The sequence below is a fragment of the Stenotrophomonas sp. YJH_SMC_82 genome (genome assembly GCF_059368875.1).
The window spans coordinates 647,612-672,471 of sequence record NZ_JCAFSE010000002.1 but is presented as its reverse complement, the minus strand read 5'-3'; the positions used below and the strand labels follow the sequence as shown (position 1 = coordinate 672,471).

Genomic DNA, 24,860 nt, shown 5'->3' with positions numbered 1-24,860 from the left:
CCTCAGCTGGCCCATGGCGGGCTGTAGCGCACCTTCAGCGTGCGCACGGCCGGGTCGGCGCGCAGCGCCTCCATCAGCTTGGAATCGATGCGTACCGCGCTCTGTCCGGACACATCGAGCATGCCGGCGACGCCGCCGTGCGGCCCCTTCAGCAGCAGGTCCAGGCGCAGTGGCGTCCGTCCCGGGCGATGGCGGTCGAGCAGCGCATCGATGCGCTCCCAGACCGGGCGCTGCTGGCGCAGGTCCAGGCGCAGCGACAGCCGCGTGGCGTAGTTGGCGCAGACCTCATCGAAGTCCCAGCACTGGCGGATGCGCAGCGCGAAGCCGCCGTTGAACTCGTCCTCGCGCAGGCCGCCCTTGACCACCAGGATGCGGTCCTTGGTCATCAGGTGGCCGAACTCGGCCATCGCGTCGGAGAACGCGCTGCACTCGACGCGGCCACGTCCGTCCTCAAGCTGGATGAAGATCTGGCTTTCGCCCTTGCGGCGCACGCCGACCACCTGGCCGGCCAGCACCGTCTGCACTTCCGGGCGCCAGCGCTTTTCGCCGCCGCCGCCACCACCGCTGTTGGCGCTCCAGATCTTCTCCACCGAACCCAGGTCATTGCCGACCAGGTCGCGCACATCGTCGCGCCAGGGATCGAACGGGTGGCCACTGAGATAGAAGCCCAGCGTGTCGCGCTCGCCGTTCAGGCGCTGCAGCAGCGGCCACTCCTCGGCTTCGGGCAGGTCCAGCTGGATCGTGGTCGCGCTCGGGTCCGGGCCACCGAACAGCGAGTTCTGTCCCGAAGCCCGCTCGCGGGCCATCTGGTCGGTAGCCTTGATCACCTCCGGCAGCTGCAGCATCAGCGAGGCACGGTTGCGGCCGAGCTCGTCCAACGCACCACAGTTGATCATCGCTTCCAGCGTGCGCCTGTTGAGCTTGGCCGAACCAACGCGCGTGCAGAAGTCGAGCAGGTCCTTGAACGGGCCGCCCTTCAGCCGCTCCTCGACCACCGCCTCGCAGGCACCCTGGCCGACGCCCTTGATCGCCCCGAGCCCGTACTGGATGGTGTCCGGCGTCACCGCTTCGAACATGAAGGCCGACTGGTTCACCTTGGGCGGCAGCACGGTCAGGCCGAGGTTGCGCACCTCGTCGAGGAAGCCGACCACTTTGTCGGTGTTGTCCAGATCGGACGACAGCGTGGCCGCCATGAACTCAGCCGGGTAATGGCGTTTCAGCCAGGCGGTCTGGTAACTGACCAGCGCGTAGGCAGCGGCGTGCGACTTGTTGAAGCCGTAGCCGGCGAACTTCTCCATCAGGTCGAAGATTTCGTCGGCCTTGGGGCCATCGACGCCGCCCTTGGCTGCACCTTCGCGGAAGATCTCGCGGTGCTTGGCCATTTCGGCCGGCACCTTCTTGCCCATCGCGCGGCGCAGCAGGTCGGCGCCGCCCAGCGAGTAGCCGCCGACGATCTGCGCCATCTGCATGACCTGCTCCTGGTACACCATGATGCCGTAGGTGTCCTTCAGGATGGCTTCGGTGCGCGGATCGGGATAGATGATCTCTTCCTGGCCGTGCTTGCGCGCATTGAAGGAGGGAATCAGGTCCATCGGGCCGGGGCGATACAGCGACACCAGCGCGATCAGGTCTTCGAAACGGTCGGGGCGCGCATCCTTCAGCAGGCGGCGCATGCCGGAGGATTCGAACTGGAACACCGCGCCGGTGTTGCCGTTGGCGAAGATGTCCCTGTAGGTGGGCGTGTCGTCCAGCGGGATCGCGGCGATGTCCACCGGCGGGATGCCGGCGCGCTCATGGCGCTTGTTGATCGCCTTCACCGCCCAGTCGATGATGGTCAGCGTGCGCAGGCCCAGGAAGTCGAACTTCACCAGGCCCACTTCTTCCACGTCGTTCTTGTCGAACTGGGTGACCGGGTTCTTGCCGAGGCCGTTCTCGTCGTGTTCGGCGTACAGCGGGCAGAACTCGCTCAGCGGCTCGGGCCCGATCACCACGCCACCGGCGTGCTTGCCGGCGTTGCGGGTCAGGTCTTCCAGCTGCAGCGCCAGGTCGATCAGGTCGCGGACATCGTCCTCGGTCTCGTAGCGCTGGATCAGTTCGGCCGACGCCATCTCAGAGCTCGGGCCTTCCTTGCCCTTGCCCAGCGCATCTTTCAGGTGGATGCCCAGAATGTTCGGGATCAGCTTGGAGACGCCGTCGACCAGGCCGTACGGGAAGCCGAGCACGCGGCCGGAGTCGCGCACCACCGCCTTGGCGGCCATGGTGCCGTAGGTGATGATCTGGCTGACGCGCTCGCGCCCGTACTTGCGGGCGACGTAGTCGATCACCTCGTCGCGGCGGTCCATGCAGAAGTCGATGTCGAAGTCGGGCATCGACACGCGTTCCGGGTTCAGGAAGCGCTCGAACAGCAGGTTGTACGGCAGCGGGTCCAGATCGGTGATCTTCAGCGCCCACGCCACCAGCGAACCGGCACCCGAACCACGGCCGGGGCCGATCGGAATACCCTGGTTCTTGCCCCACTGGATGAAGTCGGCCACGATCAGGAAGTAGCCCGGGAAGCCCATCTTGATGATGGTGTTGAGCTCGAATTCCAGGCGCTCGAAATACTCTTCGCGGGTCTTGCCCGGCGCCAGCGGATTCTTCTCCAGGCGCTCTTCCAGGCCATCGCGCGACATCTTCTGGATCCAGGTGTCCAGCGTCTCGTCGTCCGGCACCGGGTAGTTGGGCAGGAAGTAGGTGCCCAGCCGCATCTCGATGTTGCAGCGCTCGGCCAGCGCCAGCGTGTTGTCGATCGCATCGGGGATGTCGGCGAACAGCGCGCACATCTCCTCGGCCGACTTCAGGTACTGCTGGTCGCTGTATTCGCGCGGGCGCTTGGGGTCGTCCAGCACGCGGCCGGTGGAAATGCACACGCGCGCTTCGTGCGCGCTGAAGTCCGACGGCGACAGGAAGCGCACGTCGTTGCTGGCCACCACCGGCAGGCCACGCTGGCCGGCGGCCATCAGCGCGAACTGGTTGAAGGTTTCCTCGCCCTCGCGGCCGGTGCGGGTCAGCTCCAGGTGCAGGCCATCGCCGAACACGCGCTGCCAGTCGGCCAGCTGCTGCTCGGCCAGTTCATGCTTGCCGTCCAGCGCCAGGCGCCCGGCCAGGCTCTGCCGCCCGGCCAATGCGAACAGGTTGGCGTTGCCGGCCTTCAGCCAGTCCGGGTGCACGGCCACGCCGCCCTCGGGGCGATGGCCTTCCATCCAGGCGCGGGTCAGCAGCCGCGACAGGCTCAGGTAACCCTCGCGGTCGCGGCACAGCAGGGTCATCCGCCACGGGTCCTGGCCTTCCTCGGCGATCAGCACGTCGGCACCGGCGATCGGCTTGATGCCCACGCCTTCGGCGGCCTTGTAGAACTTGACCAGGGCGAACAGGTTGTTGAGGTCGGTCACCGCCAGCGCGGGCAGGCCGAGTTCGACCGAGCGCGACAGCAGGTTGGCCTGCTTGGCCTTCTTCGGGTCCGCCTGGTCCGGTTTGGCCGGCACACGGATGGTGGAGTCCGCCAGCGAGAACTCGGTGTGGACGTGGAGATGTACGAAGCGGGAGTTGGACATGCCGGACCAGGTTGGAGCGCGCGGGCCCCGGGTGCTGACGGACGATCGTCGCCGGGGTCGGGAAGCGCTGGAATGCCCGGTCAGGGTAGCGAGGGCAGGGGGTTGCCACAAGGCTTGACAGGGGCACGGCGTGGCGCCGGATTCAGGCGTGCGGGAGGCCGCCTTCTGTAGAGCCGAGCCCATGCTCGGCTGTCCACAGCAGCCGAGCATGGGCTCGGCTCTACAACTCCAGCAGGCTCAGGCGATGGCCGCCGCCTGCGTCAGGCCCAGGCACTCACGCACCGGGGCGAAGCTGCGCCGGTGTTCCATGCAGGGGCCGTGCTCGCGCAGGGCGGCCAGGTGGGCCGGGGTGCCATAGCCCTTGTGCTGTTCGAAGCCGTACTGCGGGTGGCGGGTATGCACGTCCTGCATGTAACGGTCGCGCGAGACCTTGGCCAGGATCGAGGCGGCCATGATCGCGCGGTCGATGCCATCGCCGCCGACCAGCGCCTGCGCCGGCAGCACCAGGCCCTTGGGCACCACGTTGCCATCGATGCGGGCGAAGCCGGCCACATGGGCAACCGCTGCAACGACGTCACGCATGCCCTGCAGGGTGGCCTGGTAGATGTTCAGGCGGTCGATGGTGTCCACGTCCACCAGCACCACGTGCCAGGCCAGGGCACGCTCGATGATGCGGTCATGCAGCTGTTCGCGGCGGGCCGCCGTCAACTGCTTGGAATCGTCCAGGCCGTTGATGCGTGGCCGTGACGGATCGAATACCACCGCCGCCACCGCCACCGGCCCGGCCAGCGGGCCACGTCCGGCCTCGTCGACGCCAGCGACCAGGCGTTCCGGCTCGACCACCGTCGCGCCGTCGAACAGGGCCAGGCTGGCCGCTGCGGCGTGACGGCGGCTCATGCCTGCGCCTGGTCGCGCATCAGCAGTTCGCCGACGGCATCGGCGGCACGCGCCGAAGCATTGCGGCGCAGGCGCTCGTGCAGTCGCACGTACGTGTCCTGCAGGTCGATCACCCGCTGCGGGTGGTCGAACCATTGCTGGATGGCCGCGGCCAGCCTGTCCGGCGTGCAGTCGTGCTGCATCAGCTCCGGCGCCAGGTCCTGGCCGGCCAGGATGTTGGGCAGGGCGAAGCGGTCGACCTTGATCAGGCCCAGCGCCTTGACCAGGCGATAGGTCAGTTCGTTGACGCGGTAACCGACGACCATCGGCCGCTTCACCAGCATGGCTTCCAGGGTCGCGGTGCCGGAGGCCAGCACCACCACGTCGGCGGCGATCATCGCGTTGCGCGCCTGGCCATCCAGCACGTGCGAGTAGGCCACCGGCAACGCCGAGCGCGACAGCTGTTCTTCGATCAGCTGCCGGCAGGCCGGGTTGGCGGCAGGCACCACCACATGCAGGCCCGGAATGCGTTCAGAGACCTGCCAGGCGGCTTCGAAGAAGGGTTCGCCCAGGCGCGAGATCTCGCCCAGGCGGCTGCCCGGCAACACCGCCAGCACCTTGGCCGAGGTCGGCAGCCCGAGCGCGGCACGGGCTTCCTCGCGGTTGCCTTGCAGCGGAATGTCATCGGCCATCGGGTGGCCGACGAAGCGTGCGTCGATGCCGTGCCTGGCATAGATCGGCGGTTCCATCGGGAACAGGCACAGCACCAGGTCCGCGCTGCTGCCGATCTTCTCGGCGCGCTTCTCGCGCCAGGCCCAGACCGAGGGACTGACGTAATGCACGGTGCGCACGCCGCGTTGCTTCAGCCAGCGCTCGATGCCCAGGTTGAAGTCGGGTGCGTCGATGCCGATGAACACGTCCGGCTGCCATTCCAGGGCGCGCTGGCGGAACGCCGAGCGCAGCTTGAGCAGCCGCGGCAGGTGGCGCAGCACTTCGGTCAGGCCCATCACCGCCAGCTCGCTGGCATCGTGCCAGGTCTGGCAGCCGGCGCTGCGCATGGCATCGCCGCCAATGCCGGCGAACTCGGCATTCGGGAAGCGCGCCTTCAGTTCACGCACCAGGCCCGCACCGAGCAGGTCGCCGGACGCTTCGCCGGCAACCAGCGCGATCCGCAACGGGCGCTCGCTGAGCACCCGCTGTGCGGGAACGCTGCCGGCCATCGAGGCCAACGGAATCACCGCGGCGCCGGCCGCCGCCTGGCCGGTCGTGCTGCTCATCGCAGCAAGGGCCTCTCGGCGTGCTCGATGAAGTCCAGCATGGCCTTCACGTCATTGCTGTCACGCGCCTGTTCGGTCAGCTGCTGCTTGGCTTCGGCCAACGGCAGGCCGGCCACGTACAGCGTGCGGTAGGCACGCTTGATGGCCGAGATGCGGTCGGCGTCGAAGCCGCGGCGCTTCAGGCCTTCGCTGTTGATGCCGCGCGGGCGGCCCAGCGAATCGGTACCGACCATGGTGAACGGCGGTACATCGCCATTGGTCAGCGCGCCCATGCCGAGGAAGGCATGCGCACCGATGCGGCAGAACTGGTGGGCACCGGCGAAGCCGCTGATGATCACGTAGTCGCCCACGGTCACGTGGCCGGCCAGGGTGGTGTTGTTGGAGAACACGCAGAAATTGCCGACATGGCAGTCGTGCGCCACGTGCGTGTAGGCCAGCATCCAGTTGTCGTTGCCGATGGTGGTGATGCCGCCGCCGCCGCCGGTGCCACGGTTGAGCGTGACGAACTCGCGGAACACGTTGCGGTCGCCGATCACCAGTTCGGTGCGCTCACCGGCGAACTTCTTGTCCTGCGGCTCGCCACCGATCGCGGCATGACCGACGAAGCGGTTGTCGCGGCCGATCCGGGTCGGGCCGTGGATGCTGCAATGGGGGCCCACCACCGTGCCGGCGCCGATTTCAACATCGGGGCCGATCAGGGTGAAGGCGCCCACCTGCACATCGTCGGCCAGGCGCGCGGCCGGATCGATGACGGCGGTGGGGTGGATCCGCGGTGCGTTGTCAGTCATTGCTGCCTCCAGTGGATCAGCCCTTGGCGCCGGCGCACATGACCTCGGCCGACGCGACGACTTCGCCGTTGACCTTGGCTTCGCCGTAGTACCAGCCCATGTTGCGGATCAGGCGCTTCATCTGCACATCCAGCATCAGCACGTCGCCGGGCACGACCTGCTTGTTGAAGCGGGCGTTTTCCACCTTGACCATGTAGAACAGCTTGGACTGCGCATCGCGGCCGAGCGTGAGCTGGGTCATGACGCCGCCGGCCTGCGCCAGCGCTTCGATGATCAGCACGCCGGGCATGATCGGGCGGCCCGGGAAGTGGCCCTGGAAGAACGGCTCGTTGATGCTGACGTTCTTCTGCGCCAGGATGCGCTTGGCCTCGACGTCGAGTTCAAGCACCCGGTCCACCAGCAGGAACGGGTAGCGGTGCGGAAGCAGTTCCTGGATCTGGCAGACATCGATCGGAAGCTGCAGCGAATCGTTCATTCTTTCTCCTTGCCAGCAGCCAGGACGCGGCGAGCCAATGCGTCCAGCTGCTTGAAGCGCGCGGCGTTCTTGCGCCACGTGCGGTTGTCGGTCAACGGGGTGCCGGACGAGTATTCGCCTGGCTCATGGATGGAGTTGCGGACCACCGACTTGCCGGTGATCACGACCTTGTCACAGATTTCGAGGTGGCCGACCACGCCAACGTGGCCGCCAAGCAGGCAGTAGCGGCCGATCTTGGCGCTGCCGGCGATGCCGGTGCAGCCGGCGATGGCCGAATGCGCGCCGATCTGCACGTTGTGGGCGATCTGCACCAGGTTGTCCAGGCGCACATCCTCGTCCAGCACGGTGTCTTCCAGCGCGCCGCGGTCGACGCAGGTATTGGCGCCGATCTCGCAATCGTCGCCGATGCGGACGCCGCCGAGTTGCGGCACCTTGATCCACTTGCCAGCGTCCATCGCCAGGCCGAAACCGTCGGCGCCGAGCACGGCACCGGGATGCACGCGCACGCGCTTGCCCAGCGTGACCCGGGTGACCAGGGTCACGCGGGCGATCAGTTCACAGCCGGCATCCAGGCTGCAGTCCTCGCCGATCACGCTGCCGGTGCCGATGATGCAGTTCTCGCCGACCACGCTGCGCGCACCGACCGAAACGAACGGGCCGATATGGGCGCTGGCGGCCACCTGGGCGCTGGGGTCGATGACGGCGCTGGGGTGGATGCCCGGCGGGCGGGTCGGCGCGATGTCGAACAGCGCGGCGATCTTGGCGAACGCGGTGTACGGGTCCTTGGCGACGAGCGCAGTGCCCGGGGCGGCCTCGGCGTCGTCGGCACGCAGGACCACCAGCGAGGCCTGGCTGTCGGCCAGCTGGGCGCGGTAGCGCGGGTTGGCAAGGAAGGTCAGCTGGCCAGGGCCGGCATGGGCGAGGGTGGCCACGCCATGGATGGCGGTGGCGGGGTCCCCATGGACCTGCAGGCCGAACTGCTCGGCGAGTTGCTGGGCGGTGTAGGTGGGAGTATTCACGGCGGGAGTTTAACGTGTGGCGCCATTTCGGTCATGCGGGGGCAGGGCTTGGCGCCTGCCTGGTACGGGCGGGAGGCGGCGGGTGGCCCTGGCCAGGACACGCAAAACCCCCTCCATGGTGCTCGATGGCGCCATCCATGGCGCCAACGGTCCTGTCCAGGGCCACCCGCCGCCTCTGGACAATTTCCCGCGAGCGCGGCCAAAAGCCCGTGCCGTGCAGTGTCATCTGCAAAACGAAAACGCCGGGCAATGCCCGGCGCTTCGCACCCCGTCTGGTGGAGAGCCCCCTTTGTTAAGGGGGGCGCGCCAGCGGCGCGGGGGATAGGTGAAATGCGCGGGCAATTCACCGGAGGTGGATCAGTTCTGAGGAACAACGTTCCTCAGAACTGGCCACCGAACGTGAATTGCAGACGCTCGATCTTGTCATCGTCTTCCTTCTTCAGCGGGAAGGCGTAGCTGATCGAGATCGGGCCGACCGGGGCGCGCCACAGCAGGGCCACGCCGGTGGACACGCGCAGCTCGTTGGCCTTGAAGTTCTGGGTGCCGTTGTAGACGTTGCCGAAGTCGACGAAGGCCGACACGCGTGCCGACGGGCTGTCGAACAGGCGCGGGAAGTAGGCTTCGACCGAACCGACGGTCTTCAGCGAACCACCCAGCGGCTGGCCTTCCGGATAACCGGTGGTGACTTCGCGCGGGCCGAGGGTGTTGTCCTCGAAGCCGCGCACCGAGTTGGTGCCACCGGCGTAGAAGTTCTCGAAGAACGGCAGGCCGCTGGCGGTGACGGTGCGGGTGGTGCCATCCGGATTGGTCAGCGTACGGGTGTAGTCGTTGCCGTAGGCATCGCCGTAGCCGATTTCCGCGCGGGTGTTGATCACCAGCGACGGCATGATCGGCCAGTACTTGCTGATCTGGTAGTTCAGCTTGTAGTACTCGATGGTCGAACCCGGCAGCGTGGTTTCCAGGCCGACGCGCTGGTAGGTGCCGCGGGTCGGCATGAAGTAGTCGTTGCGCGAGTCGCGCGCCCAGCCCAGCTCGGTGCGCCAGGCGTGGAAGGTGCGCTTACCGACCGCGTTGATGTAGTCGATGATCGACTGCGGGGTCGAGCCCTGGTAGGTGGTGATCTGGTTGCTGTCGATGCCGAACATCAGCGAGACGGTATCGGTCTCGGTCAGCGGCACGCCGAACACCACCTGCGCCGAACCATTGGTGCTGTTGTACTGCGCGGTATTGAAGTCGGAGTAGTCCAGTTCGCGCCAGGACAGGTTATAGCCCAGCGACACGCCGTCATCGGTGAAGTACGGGTTGGTGTAGCTGAAGCCGTAGCGCTGCAGGTAGCTGCTGCGCGAGGCTTCGACCGACACGCGGTTGCCGCCGCCAAGGAAGTTGTTCTGCGACAGCTGCACCGAGGTGGTCATGCCGTAGGACTGCGAGTAGCCCAGGCCGAACACGAAGCTGCCCGAGGTGGTTTCCTTGACGTTGTAGACGACGTCGACCTGGTCGTTGCTGCCGCTGACGGCCGGGGTCTCCACTTCCACCGATTCGAAGTAGCCCAGGCGCTGCAGGCGGATCTTGGAGCGGTCGATCGCGGCCTGCGAGTACCAGCTGTTCTCGAACTGGCGCATTTCGCGGCGCATCACCTCATCGGAGGTGCGGGTATTGCCACGGAACAGGATGCGGCGCACCGACACGCGCGGGCCGGGCACGACCTGCATGTTGATGGCGACGGTCTGCTCGGCGCGGTTGGTGGTCGGGATCGGGTTCACCTTGGCGAACGCGTAGCCGATGTTGGACAGCGAATTGGTGATGGTGTCCGAGCTGAATTCCAGCAGGGCACGCGAGAACGTGTCGCCGGACTTCTGGATCACCATGCGCTCGACGTCCTCCTGCGGGAGGATGGTGTCGCCGCTGACCTTGATCTCGGAGATCTTGTACTGCGCACCCTCGGTCACGCCCGCGGTCAGGAACATGTCGCGCTTGTCGGGGCTGATCGAGACCTGGGTGGAATCGATGCTGAAATCGACGTATCCGCGGTCCAGGTACCAGGAGTTGAGCTTTTCCAGGTCACCGGACAGCTTTTCCTTGGAGTACTGGTCGTCACGGCGGTACCACGACGCCCAGTTGTGCTCCTTGGACTCCCAGGTCTCCAGGATGTCCTTGCTCTCGAACTTTTCGGTGCCGACCAGGTTGACGTGGCGGATCTTGGCCGCCTTGCCTTCCTTGATGGCGATGGCGATGTCCACGCGGTTGCGGTCCAGCGGGCTCACCGTCGGGGTGATGTCGACGTTGTATTTGCCACGGTCGTTGTACTGGCGGCGCAGTTCCTGGGTCACGCGGTCCAGGCTCAGGCGATCGAAGGTGCCGCCCTCGGTCAGGCCGATGTCGGACAGGCCCTTGAGCAGCTGGTCGGACTTGATGTCCTTGTTGCCGGTCACGGTCAGCTTGTTGATCGCCGGACGTTCCTTGACGGTCACCACCAGGATCGTGCCCTGGCGGTCCAACTGCACGTCTTCGAAGAAGCCGGTCTTGTACAGGGCGCGGATCGTCTCGCCGACCTTGTTGTCGGTGACCGTCTCGCCACGTTCCACCGGCAGGTAGGTGAATACCGTGCCCGAGCTGATGCGCTGCAGGCCATCGACGCGGATGTCGCTGACAGTGAAGGGCTCGGCTGCCTGGGCCAGGGCGGGAGCGCCGGTGACGGCGGCGAGGGCGAGGGCCAGCAGGCGGCGATTGGGGAGTCGCGTCATGTCACGTCCGGTAGGAAGGTCGATTTCATTGGTGCGGGATGCCGACGCTGTAGACGGCAACAACATGGAAAAGTTCATCGCGGGACCAGGCCGAGGATGTCGTTGTAGAACGCCAACCCCATCAGCCCGGCCAGCAACGCCAGGCCGATGTATTGGCCGGCGGCGATGGCACGCTCGCTCAGCGGGCTGCCCTTGACCAACTCGATAAGGTAATACAGCAGGTGGCCGCCGTCCAAGATCGGGATCGGCAGCAGGTTGATGATGCACAGGCTGAGGGACAGCAGGGCAAGGAACTGCAGGAACCAGTCGAGGCCGCGCTTGGCCGAGACATTGGCCACGCGGGCGATGGTGACCGGCCCGGAAACGTTCTGAAGCGAGGCCTTGCCGGTGACGATGCGGCCCATCATGCCCAGCGAGTCGGCCGCCAGGCGCCCGGTTTCGCGTACCGCGACGGTGACCGAGTCCAGGGGGCCGTAGCGCAGGAGGGTGTCGTAGGGGGGGCTGAACTTGGTCGGGAACTGAACGCCGATCTGCCACGTGGGGCCGCCCTTGGCATCCTGGCCCTTGCGCGGCGTCACTTCCAGCGCCAGGCGCTCGCCGCCACGCAGGACCTCGATCATGCCCGGGCCACCGGCACGGCCCAGCGCCTGGATCTCGCCGATCACCTGGTCGGCGCCGTCGATGCGCTGGCCGTCAATGGCCACGATCAGGTCGCCCGGCTGCAGTTGCCCGGCCACCACGGAGTCCGCGGTGAGCGACTCGACCAGCGCGGGCTGCAGCCACGACTGCCAGTACATGCCAGCCAGGATCGGCACCCGCCGCTCATCGAAACCCGCCGGCAGCTGCGACAGCGGCAGGGTGCGCGTGCGCACCTGGTCGGCCGTATCCAGCACTTCCAGCTTCACGTCGCGGCGGTCCATCGCGGCCGCGGTCAGTGCCATGCTGGCCTCGCCGAGGGTGACCACCTGGCGGTCGTCCACGCGCAGCACGCGGTCGCCGCTGGCCAGGCCGGCACTGGCGGCGATGCCGCTGACGCGGCCGACGGTGGGCGAGTAATCCTGCTTGCCGATCACGAACATCGCCCACAGCAGGAGGATGCACAGCAGCAGGTTGGCGATCGGGCCGGCGGCAACGATCGCGATGCGCTGCCAGACGGTCTTGTGGTTGAAGGCCTGGCCGCGCTCGTGCGGGTGGACTTCGACCTCGCGTTCGTCGAGGAACTTCACGTAGCCACCCAGCGGAATGGCGGCGATGGCGAACTCGGTACCATGCCGGTCGCGGCGCGACCACAGCGGCCGGCCGAAGCCGACCGAGAAACGCAGGATCTTGACCCCGCACAGGCGCCCGACCCAGTAATGCCCGAACTCGTGGAACGTGACCAGCAGCCCGAGGCTGACAATCATCCACCAGACCGATCCGATGAAGTCAGTCATGCAGGCTCACAGTGGCGGGCAGGGGCGGCGGCGTCATGCTGGGCGAGGCGGTCGTTCAGGCGGCGTCGATGGCGTTCAGGGTGAGCTGGCGTGCCCGCTGGTCGGCGGACAACAGGACCTCCAGTGTATCGGCTGCTTGCGTCGGCAGTGTTGAAAGAGCGTTAGCAACCAGCGCCGGGATCGTCAGGAAACCGATCCGGCCCTGAAGAAACGCTGAAACCGCCTCCTCGTTGGCAGCATTCAGCACCGCCGGTGCGGTGCCGCCGGCCTGCATCGCCTGCCAGGCCAGGGCCAGGCAGGGGAAGGCGTCGGTGTCCGGGGCCTCGAAATCCAGCCGGCCCTGGGCCAGCAGGTCCAGCCCGGCCACGCCCGATTCGATGCGCTGTGGCCAGCCCAGGCCAACGGCGAGGGTGGTGCGCATGTCCGGCAGGCCCATCTGCGCCAGGGTCGAGCCGTCGACGAACTCGACCAGCGAATGGACCAGGCTCTGCGGGTGCACCAGCACTTCGATGCGTTCACCGGGCACGCCGAACAGGTGGTGGGCCTCAATGACTTCCAGGCCCTTGTTCATCAACGTCGCCGAATCGACCGAGATCTTCGGTCCCATCGACCACTTCGGGTGGGCAACGGCCTGGGCCGGGGTGACCTGGGCCAGTTCGGCGCGGCTGCGGCCACGGAACGGGCCGCCGGAGGCGGTCAGCAGGATCCGGCGCACGCCGGCGCCGTCGACGCTGGCGTCGCGCGAGCGCAGGCACTGGAAGATCGCGCTGTGTTCGCTGTCGATCGGGATGATTTCGGCGCCGGCACGTTCGGCGGTACGGGTCAGCAGTTCGCCGGCCAGCACCAGCGATTCCTTGTTGGCCAGCAGGATGCGCTTGCCGGCGGCGGCCGCGGCCAGGGTCGAGGACAGGCCGGCAGCGCCGACGATGGCCGCGACCACGGTATCGCAGGCGTCGCTGGCGGCCAGCTGGTCCAGCGCGGCATGGCCGGCATGGGCTTCGGTGGCCAGTCCGGCGTCGCGCAGGCCGTCACGCAGTTCGGCGAACAGCGATTCGTCGGCGATCACGGCGTGCGCGGGTTTGTGCTGGCGGCACAACGCCAGCAGCCCCTGCACCTGGCGTCCGGCGGCGAGCACGGTCGCCTGGTAGCGCTGCGGGTGGCGGGCGATCACGTCCAGCGTGGAGGCACCGATCGAGCCGGTGGCGCCGAATACGGCGACCCGGCGCAGGTCTGCAGCAGCATTCATGGTCAGAACCCGAAGATTTCCTTGCCCAGCGCGAACACCGGGACGGCGGCGAGGACGCCGTCGACCCGGTCGAGCACGCCGCCATGGCCCGGGATCAGGTGGCCCGAATCCTTGGCGCCCGCGTGGCGCTTGATGAGGCTCTCGAACAGGTCACCCAGCACCGAGGCGAACACGGCCACGACCGCGGTGATCAGCAGGCCCGGCAGGTGTGCGGTATCGATCCCGGCCAGCCAGCCCAGGCCGACGGCCACGGCGACACCGGCCAGCAGGCCGCCGAACAGGCCTTCCCAGGTCTTGTTGGGGCTGATCCGCGGGGCCAGCTTGTGCTTGCCGAAATGGCGGCCGGCGAAGTAGGCGCCCGAGTCGGCCGCCCACACCAGTGCCAGTGCAGCCAGCAGCCACAGGTGGCCCTGCTTGCCCGGCGGATCGCCACCGGCATGGATCAGCACCAGCGCGGCCCAGGCGGGCACGATGGCAAGCGTGCCGGCCAGCATCTTCAGGATGCGCGAGGGCGCCGACGGCTGTGCACCGAAATTGAAGAAGCGCAGCCAGACCAGCGCGGCCAGCCACCAGGCAACGCCGGCCAGCGTGGTTATCTGGAACAGCACCAGCGTGCTGCCATCGGCCCAGACCAGCAGCACCATCAGCAGCAGGTTCAGCACCAGAAGCACGGTGCGTGCCAGGGTGTCTTCGATACCGGCCAGCTTCAGCCATTCCCACAGGCCGATCAGCAGCACCGCAGCGGCGGCGGCGGCCAGCCATTGCGTGGGCAGCAGCAGGATCGCCGCAATGGCAACCGGCGCCATGATCAGCGCGGCGAGGACTCGGGTCTTGGTCATGGGCTGGAAGTCTCGGTGGCCAGTGCGGCAATCTGGGCGCTGGTCAGGCCGAAACGACGCTCGCGGCCGGCATAGGCGTCCAGCGCCTGCTGCAGCTGCCCGGCATCGAAGTCCGGCCACAGGGCCTCGGTGAACCACAGCTCGGTGTAGGCCAGCTGCCACAGCAGGAAGTTGCTGATGCGGGTGTCGCCGCCGGTGCGGATGAACAGGTCCGGCGGCGGCAGGTCGGCAAGGGCGACCTGGCTGCCCAGCAGCGATTCGTCGATCTGCTCGGGCAACAGGCGACCGGCCGCCACTTCGACGGCCAGGGCGCGCGCGGCGCGGGCGATGTCCTGGCGGCCGCCATAGCTGGCCGCGATCGACAGGGTCAGGGTGGTGTTGTCGGCGGTGCGCTGTTCGGCCAGCTGCATGCGGCTGACCAGCCCGGCACCGAAGCGCTCGCGTTCGCCGATGAAGCGTACGCGCACGCCGCGCCGGTGCAGCTCGTCCACCTCGCGGTCGAGCGCGCCGAGGAACAGCTTCATCAACGCATCCACTTCCTCCTGCGGCCGGCCCCAGTTCTCGCTGGAGAAGGCGAACAGGGTCAGCGCCGGAATGCCCAGTTCAAGGCAGCGCTCGATGGTGCGGTTGACCGCGCGCGCGCCGGCACGGTGGCCGATCACGCGGGGGCGACGGCGCTGCTGTGCCCAGCGCCCATTGCCATCCATGATGATGGCAATGTGGCGGGGCAGGGCGGCCGGTAACGGAGGCGGGGCTGAAGGCATCGACTTCAGACCGACAGCAGTTCTTTTTCCTTGTCGGCGACGACCTTGTCGACGTCCTTGATGTTGGCGTCGGTCAGCTTCTGGATGTCGTCTTCGCCGCGCTTCTTCTCGTCTTCGCTGATCGCCTTGTCCTTGACCAGCTTGGCGATTTCCTTGTTCGCGTCCTGACGGATGTTGCGGATCGCGATCTTGGCGCCTTCACCTTCCTTCTGCACCTGCTTGGCCAGCTCCTTGCGGCGCTCTTCGGTCGGCGGCGGCATGTTGATGCGGATCGCGGTGCCGAGGGTGTTCGGGGTGAACTCGGCGTTGTAGAGACCCTTTTCGATCTCCTTGATCATGCCCTTGTCGAACGGCGTAACCAGCAGCGAGTGCGCGTCGGCGTTGGAGATCGAGGCAACCTGGTTCAGCGGGGTGCTGGCGTTGCCATAGGCACTGACCGTCACGCGGTCCAGCAGGGCAGGCGTGGCACGCCCGGTCCGGATGGAGGTGAGGGTGTGCTTCAGAGCGTCGATGCTCTTGGCCATGCGCGTCTGCGCGTTGTTCTTGATGTCGTTGAGCATCGCCCGGTCCTGGATGTATCTGGAATCGGGCGATTATAGGCGAATACGGGACGCTGCCGGGCCTGAATCGGCCCGATCGCCGCTTTGCGCTCAGGCTCAGGCCGGGTCGCGGCCCTGGACCAGGGTGCCGATGTTCGCGCCGTTGAGGATCTTCAGCAGCTCGCCCGGCTGGCCCATGTCGAACACGCGCATCGGCAGGTCGCTGTCGCGGGCCAATGCGAAGGCCGCCGTGTCCATCACTTCCAGGCCGCGGCGGATCACTTCGTCGTAGCTCAGGCTGTCGAAGCGGACCGCATCGTTGTGCTTGTTCGGGTCCTTGTCGTACACGCCATCGACCTTGGTGGCCTTCAGCAGCAGGTCGGCGCCGATCTCGATCGCGCGCAGGGCGGCGCCGGAATCGGTGGTGAAGAACGGGCTGCCGACGCCGGCGGCGAAGATCACCAGGCGGCCCTTTTCCAGGTGGCGGATGGCGCGGCGGCGGATGTAGTCCTCGCACACGTCGTTGATCTTGATCGCGCTCATCACGCGGGCCTTGGCGCCCAGCTTTTCGAGGGCATCCTGCATGGCCAGGGCGTTGATGACCGTGGCCAGCATGCCCATCTGGTCGCCGGTGACCCGGTCCATGCCGCCGGCGGCCAGGCCGGCGCCGCGGAAGATGTTGCCGCCGCCGATCACCAGCGCCACTTCGGCACCGGCCTGCTGGGCTTCGATGACCTCGCGGGCCAGGCGATTGATGACCTTCGGGTCGATGCCGTAGTCCTCGTCTCCCATCAGCGCCTCCCCGGACAGTTTCAGAAGGATGCGGCGATAGGCGAGCTTGGACATGAGGACCTCGGGTGCGTGGAAATCGCGGGCGATTCTACGCGCATGCGGCGTCGTGCCAAAGTGTTTTGTGCACTGCGGCGCAGAATCCGGTCGTTCGCCCCGGTCAAACGGGGCTTCCCGTTCAGCCCAGCTCGGCGCCAGCGGTGGCCGACAGCTCGTCGTGGCCGAGGGCACCTGGCGAGCGGGCGATCACCCGGTTGCGGCCCAGGTTCTTGGAGCGGTACAGCACGTCGTCGGCTGCGCGCAGCAGGTCCTGCACGTCGGCGAAGCGCTCGTAGCCACCCTGGGTGGCCACGCCGGCGGAGAAGGTGACGAACAGCGGCCCGCCCTCCAGCTCGGCCATCGGCGTGGCGACGATATTGGCCAGCACCCGGCGGATCACGTCCAGGGCCACGCTTTCGCTGGTGTTTGGCAGCAGCGCGACGAATTCCTCGCCGCCGAAGCGGGCGACGGTGTCACTGTTGCGCAGCTGGCCCTGCAGCTTGCCGGCGAAGGCGCGCAGTACCTCGTCGCCGGTCAGGTGGCCGTGGGCGTCGTTGATCTTCTTGAAGTCGTCCAGGTCGATGAAGGCCACCGACAATGGCCAGCCCTGGCGGCCGGCGCGCAGGAATTCCTGCTCCAGCACCGCTTCCAGCTGGCGGCGGTTGAGCACGCCGGTCAACGCGTCACGATGGGCCTGGTCGGCGAGGCGCTTGGCGCGCGCCTCGAACTCGTCGGCGCGGCGTCGTGCCTGGTCGGCGTCCTGCAGTTCGCGCAGGTTGCGCAGCGTGGCCAGCTCCTGCGCGTGATCGATCAGCTCGCGCACCCGCGCCGGTGAATTGAGGCCGGCATCAAACAGGCTGGCGATGTCGGGCAGGGCTTCACTGATGCGGGCGAGGACCTGGTCGAAGCGCGCGCTGTCCAGCTCCAGGCGGTCGTGCACCTGCTGCAGGGCGCGCTCACGCGCGGCGTCGGCGTCGCTGTCCAGCCAGATGTCGGCCACCGCGCCGGACAGCTGCACGCAGGCCTGGAACGGCGATTCGGCGGCGTCCTCGTCCTCGCTGTGGCTGATGCTCTCCACCAGGTAGCGGGGCAGGCCCCATTGCTCGGCCACCCACGCGCCGACCTCGGCATGGCTGCAGCCCAGTTCCTCGCGTTCGCGGGCGACCAGGTCGATGTTGTCGCGTGCCTCGCGCAGCAGCGGCAGGTAGCGCTCCGACTCGGCCTGGGCCAGGCACAGTACGCCCAGGTCCTGCAGCAGGCCGGCCAGCATCAGTTCTTCCAGCCGGCGCAGGCCGCGCGCCTGGCCCAGCTGGCTGGCAGCCAGGGCGCTGAGGATGCTGCGCTTCCACGCGCGCTGGCGCAGGTCGTGGTCGGCGCCGGTGCCGCCGGTCAGGCCCTGGGTGACGGTGAAGCCGAGGGCGAGGCTGATCGTGGCGTTCAGGCCCAGCATGGTCAGCGCCTGGCCGAGGTTCTCGATCCGGCGGCGGCTGGCGTAAAGCGGCGAATTGGCGATGCGCAGCATGCGAGCGCTCAGCGCCATGTCGATGGCGATGATGTCGGCAGCGGTGGCGATGTCCGCTTCCGGGTCCTGGGCCAGTTCGATGATGCGCAGGGCAATACCGGGTGGCGAAGGCAGGTTGCGGCAGAGCGCCAGGGCAGCTGTCAGCTCGGGAGGCATGTCGGGTCGTTCAATTCCATTAGGACAAGAATACCTAGGAATGCATCACAGTCCGCGATTTTCGTTCCTGCTAAATGACTGTGGATTCCCTGCGCCGAGTATCGGCTTGATTCGCGCGCAACGCAAAGGTGCCGGTTGTGCGCACCAACGGTGCGCACCCACCGGTGGGCCATGGGTTGATCCCTGGGTCCATGCATAAAAAAAGAGCCGCGGTTTCCCGCGGCTCCTTCTGGTCGCTTCACAGCCGGAAGGCTGGAATCAGACCTGCATCGCCTTGGCAACTTCGGCGGCGTAGTCTTCCACCACCTTCTCGATGCCTTCGCCGACGATCAGCAGCTTGAAGCCTGCCACGTCGGCGCCGGCGGCCTTGACCACCTGCTCGACGGTGGTGTCGCCCAGCACGTAGGTCTGGCCGTACAGGGTCACGTCGCTGACGATCTTGTTGATCTTGCCGCTGATGATCTTTTCCAGGATGTCGGCCGGCTTGGCCTTGTCCTTATCGGTCATCTTGGCCAGCTCGATTTCCTTTTCCTTCTCGACGAACTCGGCCGGGACGTCCGCAGCCTTGTTGTGCGGCGGCTTCAGCGCGGCCACGTGCATGGCCAGGCCACGGGCCAGCTCGACGTCGCCGCCGATCAGGTCGACCAGCACGCCGACCTTGCCGTTGGTGTGGACGTAGGCGCCGATGTTGCCGGTGGTGTCGACCTTGACCATGCGGCGGATCTGGATGTTCTCACCCAGGGTCTGCACGGCGGTGGCGCGGGCTTCCTCGACGGTACGGCCGTCGGCCAGCGTGGCGGCCTTCACGGCTTCGACGTCGTTGGCGCCCGATGCCAGGGCAGCAGCGGCGACGGCGTTGACGAAGGACTTGAAGTTGTCATCGTTGGCGACGAAGTCGGTTTCCGAGTTGACTTCGACCAGCACGGCCTTGTCGCCGTCCTGGGCCAGGCCCAGGCGGCCTTCGGCGGCCACGCGGTCAGCCTTCTTGTCGGCCTTGGCGGCGCCGGACTTGCGCATGGCTTCAGCAGCGGCGTTGATGTCGCCGTTGGCTTCGGTAAGCGCCTTCTTGCATTCCATCATGCCGGCGCCGGTGCGCTCGCGCAGTTCCTTGACCAGGGAAGCAGTGATTTCCACGGGATTACCTCACGAAAGAAAGGGGTTGGGCCGGCATGGTGGCCGGCCCGTGTGACACGGTCCTGTCACGCGCCGATGGCTGCGTGCAGGGAGGGTGGACGCCGAGCGTCCACCCGGGGCCTGGATCAGGCCTGGGCGTCGTCGCCCTTCTTGGCAGCCTTCTTGGCCGGAGCGCGGCGGGCCGGCTTCTCTTCGCCTTCAGCAGCGGCTTCAGCGAATTCTTCCTCGCGCACCGAAGCGGCGTGCGGGGCAGCCGCCTTGCCTTCCAGCACGGCGTCGGCAGCGGCGCGGGCGTACAACTGCACAGCGCGGATGGCGTCGTCGTTGCCCGGGATGGCGTAATCAACCAGTTCCGGGTTGTAGTTGGTGTCGACCACGGCGATGACCGGGATGCCCAGCTTCTTGGCTTCCTTGATCGCGATGTCTTCGTGGCCGATGTCGATCACGAAGATGGCGTCCGGCAGGCGGTTCATGTCCTTGATGCCGCCCAGCGAGGCTTCCAGCTTGTCGCGCTCGCGACGCAGGCCCAGCACTTCGTGCTTGACCAGCTTCTCGAAGGTGCCGTCGGTTTCACCGGCTTCCAGTTCCTTCAGGCGGGCAACCGACTGCTTGACGGTACGGAAGTTGGTCAGGGTGCCGCCCAGCCAACGCTGGTTCATGAACGGCATGCCGCAACGCTCGGCTTCTTCCTTGATGGTTTCGCGGGCGCTGCGCTTGGTGCCCAGGAACAGGACGGTGCCGCGCTTCTGGGCAACCGACGAGATGAAGTTCATCGCGTCATTGAACAGCGGGACGGTCTTTTCCAGGTTGATGATGTGGATCTTGCCGCGGGCGCCGAAGATGTACGGAGCCATCTTCGGGTTCCAGTAGCGGGTCTGGTGGCCGAAGTGGACGCCGGCTTCCAGCATCTGACGCATGGTGACCTGGGGCATTGCAATACTCCTGATATGGAACCAGCGATTCCGCCCGCGGGGATAGGTATGCGGGACGCGTGGAAGCGCGATCGGTTCCGGGGTTGGGCTTCCCTGTTGCCTCCGTGGCCGAACTCCTTGCGGAGCACCCCGGCACGGATGGGGGCAGCAGGTGTGGATTCACCGGTGACGTCCGGTGTGGACGGGTTCGTGCGCACGCTGGCGGCAGGAATCCGGTCGATTATAGCCCGCTGGGGGTGCTTGCTGCAATTGCAGGGTCAGTTGCGGCCAGATCGACCTCGCGGCCGTCCTGCAGGCGTGCCTGGAAGCGGCCGCCTGCATAGCCATCGGCGCGGGCAGGCAGGGGCCAGCGGCGTTCATGGCCCGCCAGAATGTAGCCGGCCAGGCCAGCCGTCAGCAGCGTTGCCTGGCCGTCCGCCGTGATGAAGCGCAGATCGTGCAGGCGGCCGTGCAGGGTACCGGCATTGCTGAGTCGCAGTACGGCCAGAGACCCGTGGGCCTCGACGCGGCCCAGCAGCCGGGCCTGCAGTGCTGGCCCCGCTGGGCCGCGGAACAGCGGCAGCGAATAGCGCGGCAACCCCGGCAACGTCGGTGCCAGTACGACCCGATAGGCCTGTTCAGCGGCCGCCGCTGGCGGATCGCCCGGCAACAGCCAGACGCGCTGGGTGCTGCCGGGGGCCAGGTCCAGCCGCGCCGGGCTGACCCGGATCTGGTCGCTGGGGTGCAGTCGTTCGGCGTCCAGCTGCTGATCCCACGCCAGCACCTGCACCTGGCCCTGCCAGCGGCCGGGCCCGGGGTTGTGCAACCACAGTTCGGCGCTGCCGCCCTGGGCCGGCAGCTGCAGGGTGGTCGGCAACAGCTCCAGCGCTGCGGCAGGCAGTGCCAGCAGCAGTGCCAGCAGGATCAGCAACGCGCGCATCAGTAGATGAGGGTCACGGAGGGTGTTGCGTTCTCGTCCGTCGCCGGTGGTGCGAGCTCGCGGACCTGGCGCGGCGCCTGGGGTGCGTCACTGCGCTGGTGCGGTGCCGGGCAGCGGATGCCGCCGCCATCGTCGCTGCAGGATTCAACCACGGTCAGCCGGATCTGCAGGGGGCTGCTGGGTTCGGCCCATGCCGGCAGGCTGGCGACCAGCATCGCCCCGATCAGGAATGTGCGAACCACCTGCCATCCACCATGCTGAAAGACTTGCTGCGCGGTATCGGCGGGATGTGCCGGAACTGTAGCGCCGAGCCGGCGCTCGGCACGGCCTTCGTCCGGTGGGTGCCGACCGTTGGTCGGCACGCCGGTCAGTAGGTGATCGTCACCGTCACCAGGTCGTTGTAGGTGCCGGCCGGCGGCTGGCCACTGACCGGCGGCACCCGGCCATGGATGGTCAGCTGCTGCGCGCTGCCGGTACCGGTGCCGCTGGCCGTGTCGACGGTCAGGGTATTGCCCCAGCGCAGGCTCCGCGCCGAGTCCCGGTAGAGCTCGTAGGCGAGGTAATAGGTGCTTCCGCCGAGGGTGGTGGCCATGCGCCGGGTGGTGGTGGCGGTGGGATTGTTCTGGCCGTTGTCGAGGCCGACCTGGAAGGCAGTGTTCTTCAGGCAGGTCAGGGTGAGGGTGGCGGTCCGGTCGATGTTGGCCGGAATGCCGCCGGTGACGTTGCCGAAGTCCATGGTGGTGGTGACGTAGCTGCCACATTGCGGCAGCACGTTGGCGGTGGCGGTGAAGCTGAAGGCTGCACTGGCGCTGTTGGTGCCGGTGGCGCCGCCATTGCAGGTGGCGGGCACGGTGGCGGTACCGAGCAGGACTTCGTTCCAGGCCCAGGTCAGGACCACGTTGGCCCCGCTGAAGGTGCTGCTGTACGCGCCGGAGGCCAGGATCTGGTTGGCCGGGATCTGCCCGAACAGCTGTATGGACTGCGCACCGCTGCCGCCCGTCACCAGCGGCACGTTGTAGGTCATGGTCAGTTCCTGCGCAGGTGGCGTGCCGCGCGGCACCAGTCCGGTGACCTGGCCGAAGCTGGCGTTGTTGTACAGCTGGAAATTCAGGGTGTCACTGCTGGAGGTGGCCATCGTGCGGAAGGTGGAACTGCTGCCGCCGCCACTGCCTGCGCCGATGCCCACGCAGACGCGCACGCCGGTGGTGGCCAGCAGGCTCAGCGCGGCGGTGGTGCAGGTCACCGTGATGTTGAGGTTGGCCGTACTCGGGCCGGGTGCATTGCTGTTGATGTTGCCGAACGGCAGGGTCGGATTGGCGACCGCCGTGCAGACCGCGGTGGCACCGGCGGGCGCCGCTGCCAGCAGGCCGGCCCAGAGCAGCAGGACGAGCAGCAGCACCCTCATGGCGCCACCTCCGGGATGCACTGCTGCGGCGCCGGCTTCGGCCGTGCGCCGGACGCCACCACCTTGGGCAGGTCCGGCACTTTCACGCGGCAGGGGCCGCGGCTGGTGGTGACGTACAGCACGCTGCCGGCGGCAACGTCTTCCAGATAGAGCAGGCCGTCGTAGCCGACCGTGGCCTGGCGGCCATCGGGCAACCGCACCTCGCTGCCGACCTCCAGAGGCTGGCCGTCCATTGCCAGCAGGGTCAGGCTCAGTGACGGCCGCGAGCGCAGCTGGAAGGTCACGCGGGTGCCGGCGCGCTGGCGCGGGGTCACCCAGTCCTCGATGCGGTCGGCGCGCATGTCTTCGGGCAGGTCCAGGGTGTCGATCGAGACCCGGTTGCGCTGCCAGGACAGCAACGGACTGACCAGCAGCAGGCCGCGATCATCGGTGACGCCGATCAGGCGGTTCTCCAGCCGCACCGGGACGCCGCCCACCCCATTGGTGCTGATCACCGCGAACGCATCGGACACCTCGCGCGTGGCGAAGGCGTGCCCGCCCATCCACACCAGGCTGCCGCTGGCGCTGGCGTAGGCATAGTTGAGTCCACCCTGGCGCGAGGCGCCGAACGAGTAGCGACCGACATCGTTGAGGATGCCGACCTCGGCCAGGCCGCCGTTGCCGTCCTCGCCGTGGCGCAGCTGCGCGCGCCAGCCGACGCCGCCGGCGCTGCCATCGCCCGGCACTGGCTGGGTCACGTCCGCCACCCAGCTCTGGCTGTCGCCGTTGCGCTGGCTCGAAAGGCTGGCCTGGCGGTTGTTGCCCAGGCTGGCAGTCACCGACAGGTAGATGCTGCGGTCGTCGCTGCGGTCCAGGTTCTGGTTTACCGAAAGATAGGCCGACCAGCGCTGGCTCCAGGTACGTGACCAGAACAGGCTGGCATAGCGGTTGTCGTCTCCACCCGGGTAGCGCAGGCGCAGATAGCTGGCGCTGAGCGTGCCCAGCCGCAGCAGGTCCAGGCCGAGCGTGGCCTGCTCGCTGATGCTCGGCGGCAGGTTGCCCTGCAGCGCGCCGAGGTCGCGGTAGTCGCCGTGGCTGCGTACGCTGCGCAGATTGACGTTGAAGCGACGGTTGTTCCAGCTGTAGCCCAGCGCCCATTGCCCACCCTGCAGGCCGTGGTAGCCGCTGTGCGCATAGGCGGCATTGAACACGCCAGCGGCGCCGAGCAGCCACCAGCCACCGACACCGGCCTGGGCCAGGCCGCCGCCGCCTTCGGCATGCGCCTCGCCGGTGAACGTGTCGGTGACACCGCCGCGCCAGCTGGCACTGGCCACCGTGCGATCGTCATAGGCGAAGGAGCGCTGGCCAAAGTCCTCGCGCAGGTGGCCGACGCCGGCCGACCAGTCCGAAAGGCCCCTCGCCAGCAGCTGCTGGGTGCCATAGAAACTGAAATCCAGCGTCTGCATGCGGCCGAACGCATCGGTCACCACCACCTGCGCGTTACCGGTGCCGCTGATGCCGGGCTGCGCCGCCAGCTGGAAGGGCCCGACCGGCACCTGGCCGCTGTACTGGCGCAGGCCATCGACATACAGCTCGACCGTGGAGGGCACCACCGCCTGGCCGAGGAAGCTCGGCGTGGGCGTGAGCACGCGGTAGGGCTGCAGGCCGTAGTTGCGGCCGATCTGCAGGCCGCCCAGGCGAACCGGGCGGGTCCAGTCGACGAAGCCGCTGTAGAAGTCACCGACCTCCAGCGTGGTTGCACTGTCCGGGAAATCCAGGCTCCAGCGTGTGTCCAGGCGCACGCTCTCGCCGCGCCAATGGCGGTCGCCGGGTTGCTGGTAGCGGCGGCTGATGGCGGTGTTTTCGAAGGTGCCGTTGCCGATACCGAACACGCGCAGCTCCGCGCTCAGGCTGAGGTTGCCGAGCGTGTCCACCCGGCTGCCGTAGACGTCGTAGTTGAGCAGCGCGCCGGGCGAGGCGTTGCCGGTGGGCGCGCGCGTCTGCGGGCGGCTGAGCACGGTGGTGGGCAGGATGAGCTGGTCCAGCGGCACGTCCAGTGCCAGGGTCTGCATGTGCGCGTCATAGCGCACCACCGCACCGCTGATCTGGTCCAGGTAGACCGGCGCATCGCCGCTGGCGTTGAAGCCAAGCTGGCGCAGCACTTCGGGGCTGGCCTGCAGCCGGCCGCGGTTCTCGGTGAATGGCAGCAGGCCGCGCGGGGTGCTGTTGAGCGACACATCCAGGTACAGCGCCTGGCTGGCGGTCAGCGGGGTCGGGGGAGGCAGGATGGCATCGGCCGACACGCCGGATACATCAACGGCCGCCACGCCGGACACATCGGCGGCCTCGGTCGCCGCGGGAGCCAGGGCCGCCAACAGCGCGCCCATCAACG

20 protein-coding genes are annotated in these 24,860 nt (G+C 67.6%); all 20 read right to left on the bottom strand.

All coding sequences use genetic code 11. The annotated features are described in order from the left end of the window. Positions 1-2 precede the first annotated feature (2 nt). The 20 genes from dnaE to AC5P53_RS10710 all read right to left on the bottom strand — a co-directional run bounded on the left by dnaE (position 3) and on the right by AC5P53_RS10710 (position 24,855). Positions 3-3,593: a DNA polymerase III subunit alpha gene (dnaE, locus tag AC5P53_RS10805; protein WP_014646489.1), complete on the bottom strand. Its 3,591-nt coding sequence runs from the start codon at positions 3,591-3,593 to the stop codon at positions 3-5. Positions 3,594-3,830: 237 nt separating this feature from the next. Further along, the gene (rnhB, locus tag AC5P53_RS10800) at positions 3,831-4,490 is read right to left on the bottom strand and encodes a ribonuclease HII (RefSeq protein WP_014646490.1); all 660 of its coding nucleotides are present in this window, start codon (positions 4,488-4,490) and stop codon (positions 3,831-3,833) included. Beyond that, positions 4,487-5,689, bottom strand: a complete 1,203-nt coding sequence (lpxB, locus tag AC5P53_RS10795) for a lipid-A-disaccharide synthase (RefSeq protein WP_134967132.1) — start codon at positions 5,687-5,689, stop codon at positions 4,487-4,489. The genes rnhB and lpxB overlap by 4 nt, the downstream gene beginning before the upstream one ends. A gap of 53 nt (positions 5,690-5,742) precedes the next feature. Beyond that, complete coding sequence (gene lpxA / locus AC5P53_RS10790; protein WP_014646492.1) at positions 5,743-6,534, bottom strand: acyl-ACP--UDP-N-acetylglucosamine O-acyltransferase; 792 nt, start codon at positions 6,532-6,534, stop codon at positions 5,743-5,745. A 16-nt stretch (positions 6,535-6,550) separates the two neighbouring features. Then, entirely contained in the window at positions 6,551-7,009 is a 459-nt protein-coding gene (gene fabZ, locus AC5P53_RS10785) for a 3-hydroxyacyl-ACP dehydratase FabZ (RefSeq protein WP_005415845.1), read from the bottom strand. Then, positions 7,006-8,028, bottom strand: coding sequence for a UDP-3-O-(3-hydroxymyristoyl)glucosamine N-acyltransferase (gene lpxD / locus AC5P53_RS10780; RefSeq protein ID WP_014646493.1), 1,023 nt, complete (start codon positions 8,026-8,028; stop codon positions 7,006-7,008). Before lpxD ends, fabZ begins: the two co-directional genes overlap by 4 nt. Positions 8,029-8,408: 380 nt before the next feature. After that, positions 8,409-10,772, bottom strand: a complete 2,364-nt coding sequence (gene bamA / locus AC5P53_RS10775) for an outer membrane protein assembly factor BamA (protein ID WP_014646494.1) — start codon at positions 10,770-10,772, stop codon at positions 8,409-8,411. A 74-nt stretch (positions 10,773-10,846) separates the two neighbouring features. Then, positions 10,847-12,205 (bottom strand): RIP metalloprotease RseP, encoded by a 1,359-nt coding sequence (rseP, locus tag AC5P53_RS10770; RefSeq protein ID WP_014646495.1) that lies wholly within the window; start codon positions 12,203-12,205, stop codon positions 10,847-10,849. Positions 12,206-12,260: 55 nt separating this feature from the next. Next, a complete protein-coding gene (locus AC5P53_RS10765) occupies positions 12,261-13,451 on the bottom strand; it encodes a 1-deoxy-D-xylulose-5-phosphate reductoisomerase (RefSeq protein WP_049403801.1) in 1,191 nt (396 codons plus the stop codon). A gap of 2 nt (positions 13,452-13,453) precedes the next feature. Continuing rightward, positions 13,454-14,290, bottom strand: coding sequence for a phosphatidate cytidylyltransferase (locus AC5P53_RS10760; RefSeq protein ID WP_014646497.1), 837 nt, complete (start codon positions 14,288-14,290; stop codon positions 13,454-13,456). After that, a complete protein-coding gene (uppS, locus tag AC5P53_RS10755; protein WP_032956844.1) occupies positions 14,287-15,054 on the bottom strand; it encodes a polyprenyl diphosphate synthase in 768 nt (255 codons plus the stop codon). The genes AC5P53_RS10760 and uppS overlap by 4 nt, the downstream gene beginning before the upstream one ends. 5 nt (positions 15,055-15,059) lie before the next feature. After that, the gene (gene frr, locus AC5P53_RS10750) at positions 15,060-15,614 is read right to left on the bottom strand and encodes a ribosome recycling factor (RefSeq protein WP_014646499.1); all 555 of its coding nucleotides are present in this window, start codon (positions 15,612-15,614) and stop codon (positions 15,060-15,062) included. A 96-nt stretch (positions 15,615-15,710) separates the two neighbouring features. Further along, positions 15,711-16,439, bottom strand: coding sequence for a UMP kinase (gene pyrH, locus AC5P53_RS10745; protein ID WP_075075661.1), 729 nt, complete (start codon positions 16,437-16,439; stop codon positions 15,711-15,713). 121 nt (positions 16,440-16,560) lie between these two features. Next, positions 16,561-18,099, bottom strand: a complete 1,539-nt coding sequence (locus tag AC5P53_RS10740; RefSeq protein WP_046429719.1) for a GGDEF domain-containing protein — start codon at positions 18,097-18,099, stop codon at positions 16,561-16,563. A gap of 258 nt (positions 18,100-18,357) precedes the next feature. Next, positions 18,358-19,233: a translation elongation factor Ts gene (gene tsf / locus AC5P53_RS10735; RefSeq protein WP_241886634.1), complete on the bottom strand. Its 876-nt coding sequence runs from the start codon at positions 19,231-19,233 to the stop codon at positions 18,358-18,360. A 125-nt stretch (positions 19,234-19,358) separates the two neighbouring features. After that, entirely contained in the window at positions 19,359-20,165 is an 807-nt protein-coding gene (rpsB, locus tag AC5P53_RS10730; RefSeq protein WP_005408748.1) for a 30S ribosomal protein S2, read from the bottom strand. Between the two features lie 220 nt (positions 20,166-20,385). Then, complete coding sequence (locus AC5P53_RS10725) at positions 20,386-21,084, bottom strand: fimbrial biogenesis chaperone (RefSeq protein ID WP_227863795.1); 699 nt, start codon at positions 21,082-21,084, stop codon at positions 20,386-20,388. Then, the gene (locus tag AC5P53_RS10720) at positions 21,084-21,299 is read right to left on the bottom strand and encodes a hypothetical protein (RefSeq protein ID WP_041863203.1); all 216 of its coding nucleotides are present in this window, start codon (positions 21,297-21,299) and stop codon (positions 21,084-21,086) included. The genes AC5P53_RS10725 and AC5P53_RS10720 overlap by 1 nt, the downstream gene beginning before the upstream one ends. 152 nt (positions 21,300-21,451) lie before the next feature. Then, a complete protein-coding gene (locus AC5P53_RS10715) occupies positions 21,452-22,489 on the bottom strand; it encodes a Csu type fimbrial protein (RefSeq protein ID WP_164076959.1) in 1,038 nt (345 codons plus the stop codon). Beyond that, positions 22,486-24,855, bottom strand: coding sequence for a fimbria/pilus outer membrane usher protein (locus AC5P53_RS10710; protein WP_241886635.1), 2,370 nt, complete (start codon positions 24,853-24,855; stop codon positions 22,486-22,488). Before AC5P53_RS10710 ends, AC5P53_RS10715 begins: the two co-directional genes overlap by 4 nt. Positions 24,856-24,860 lie beyond the last annotated feature (5 nt).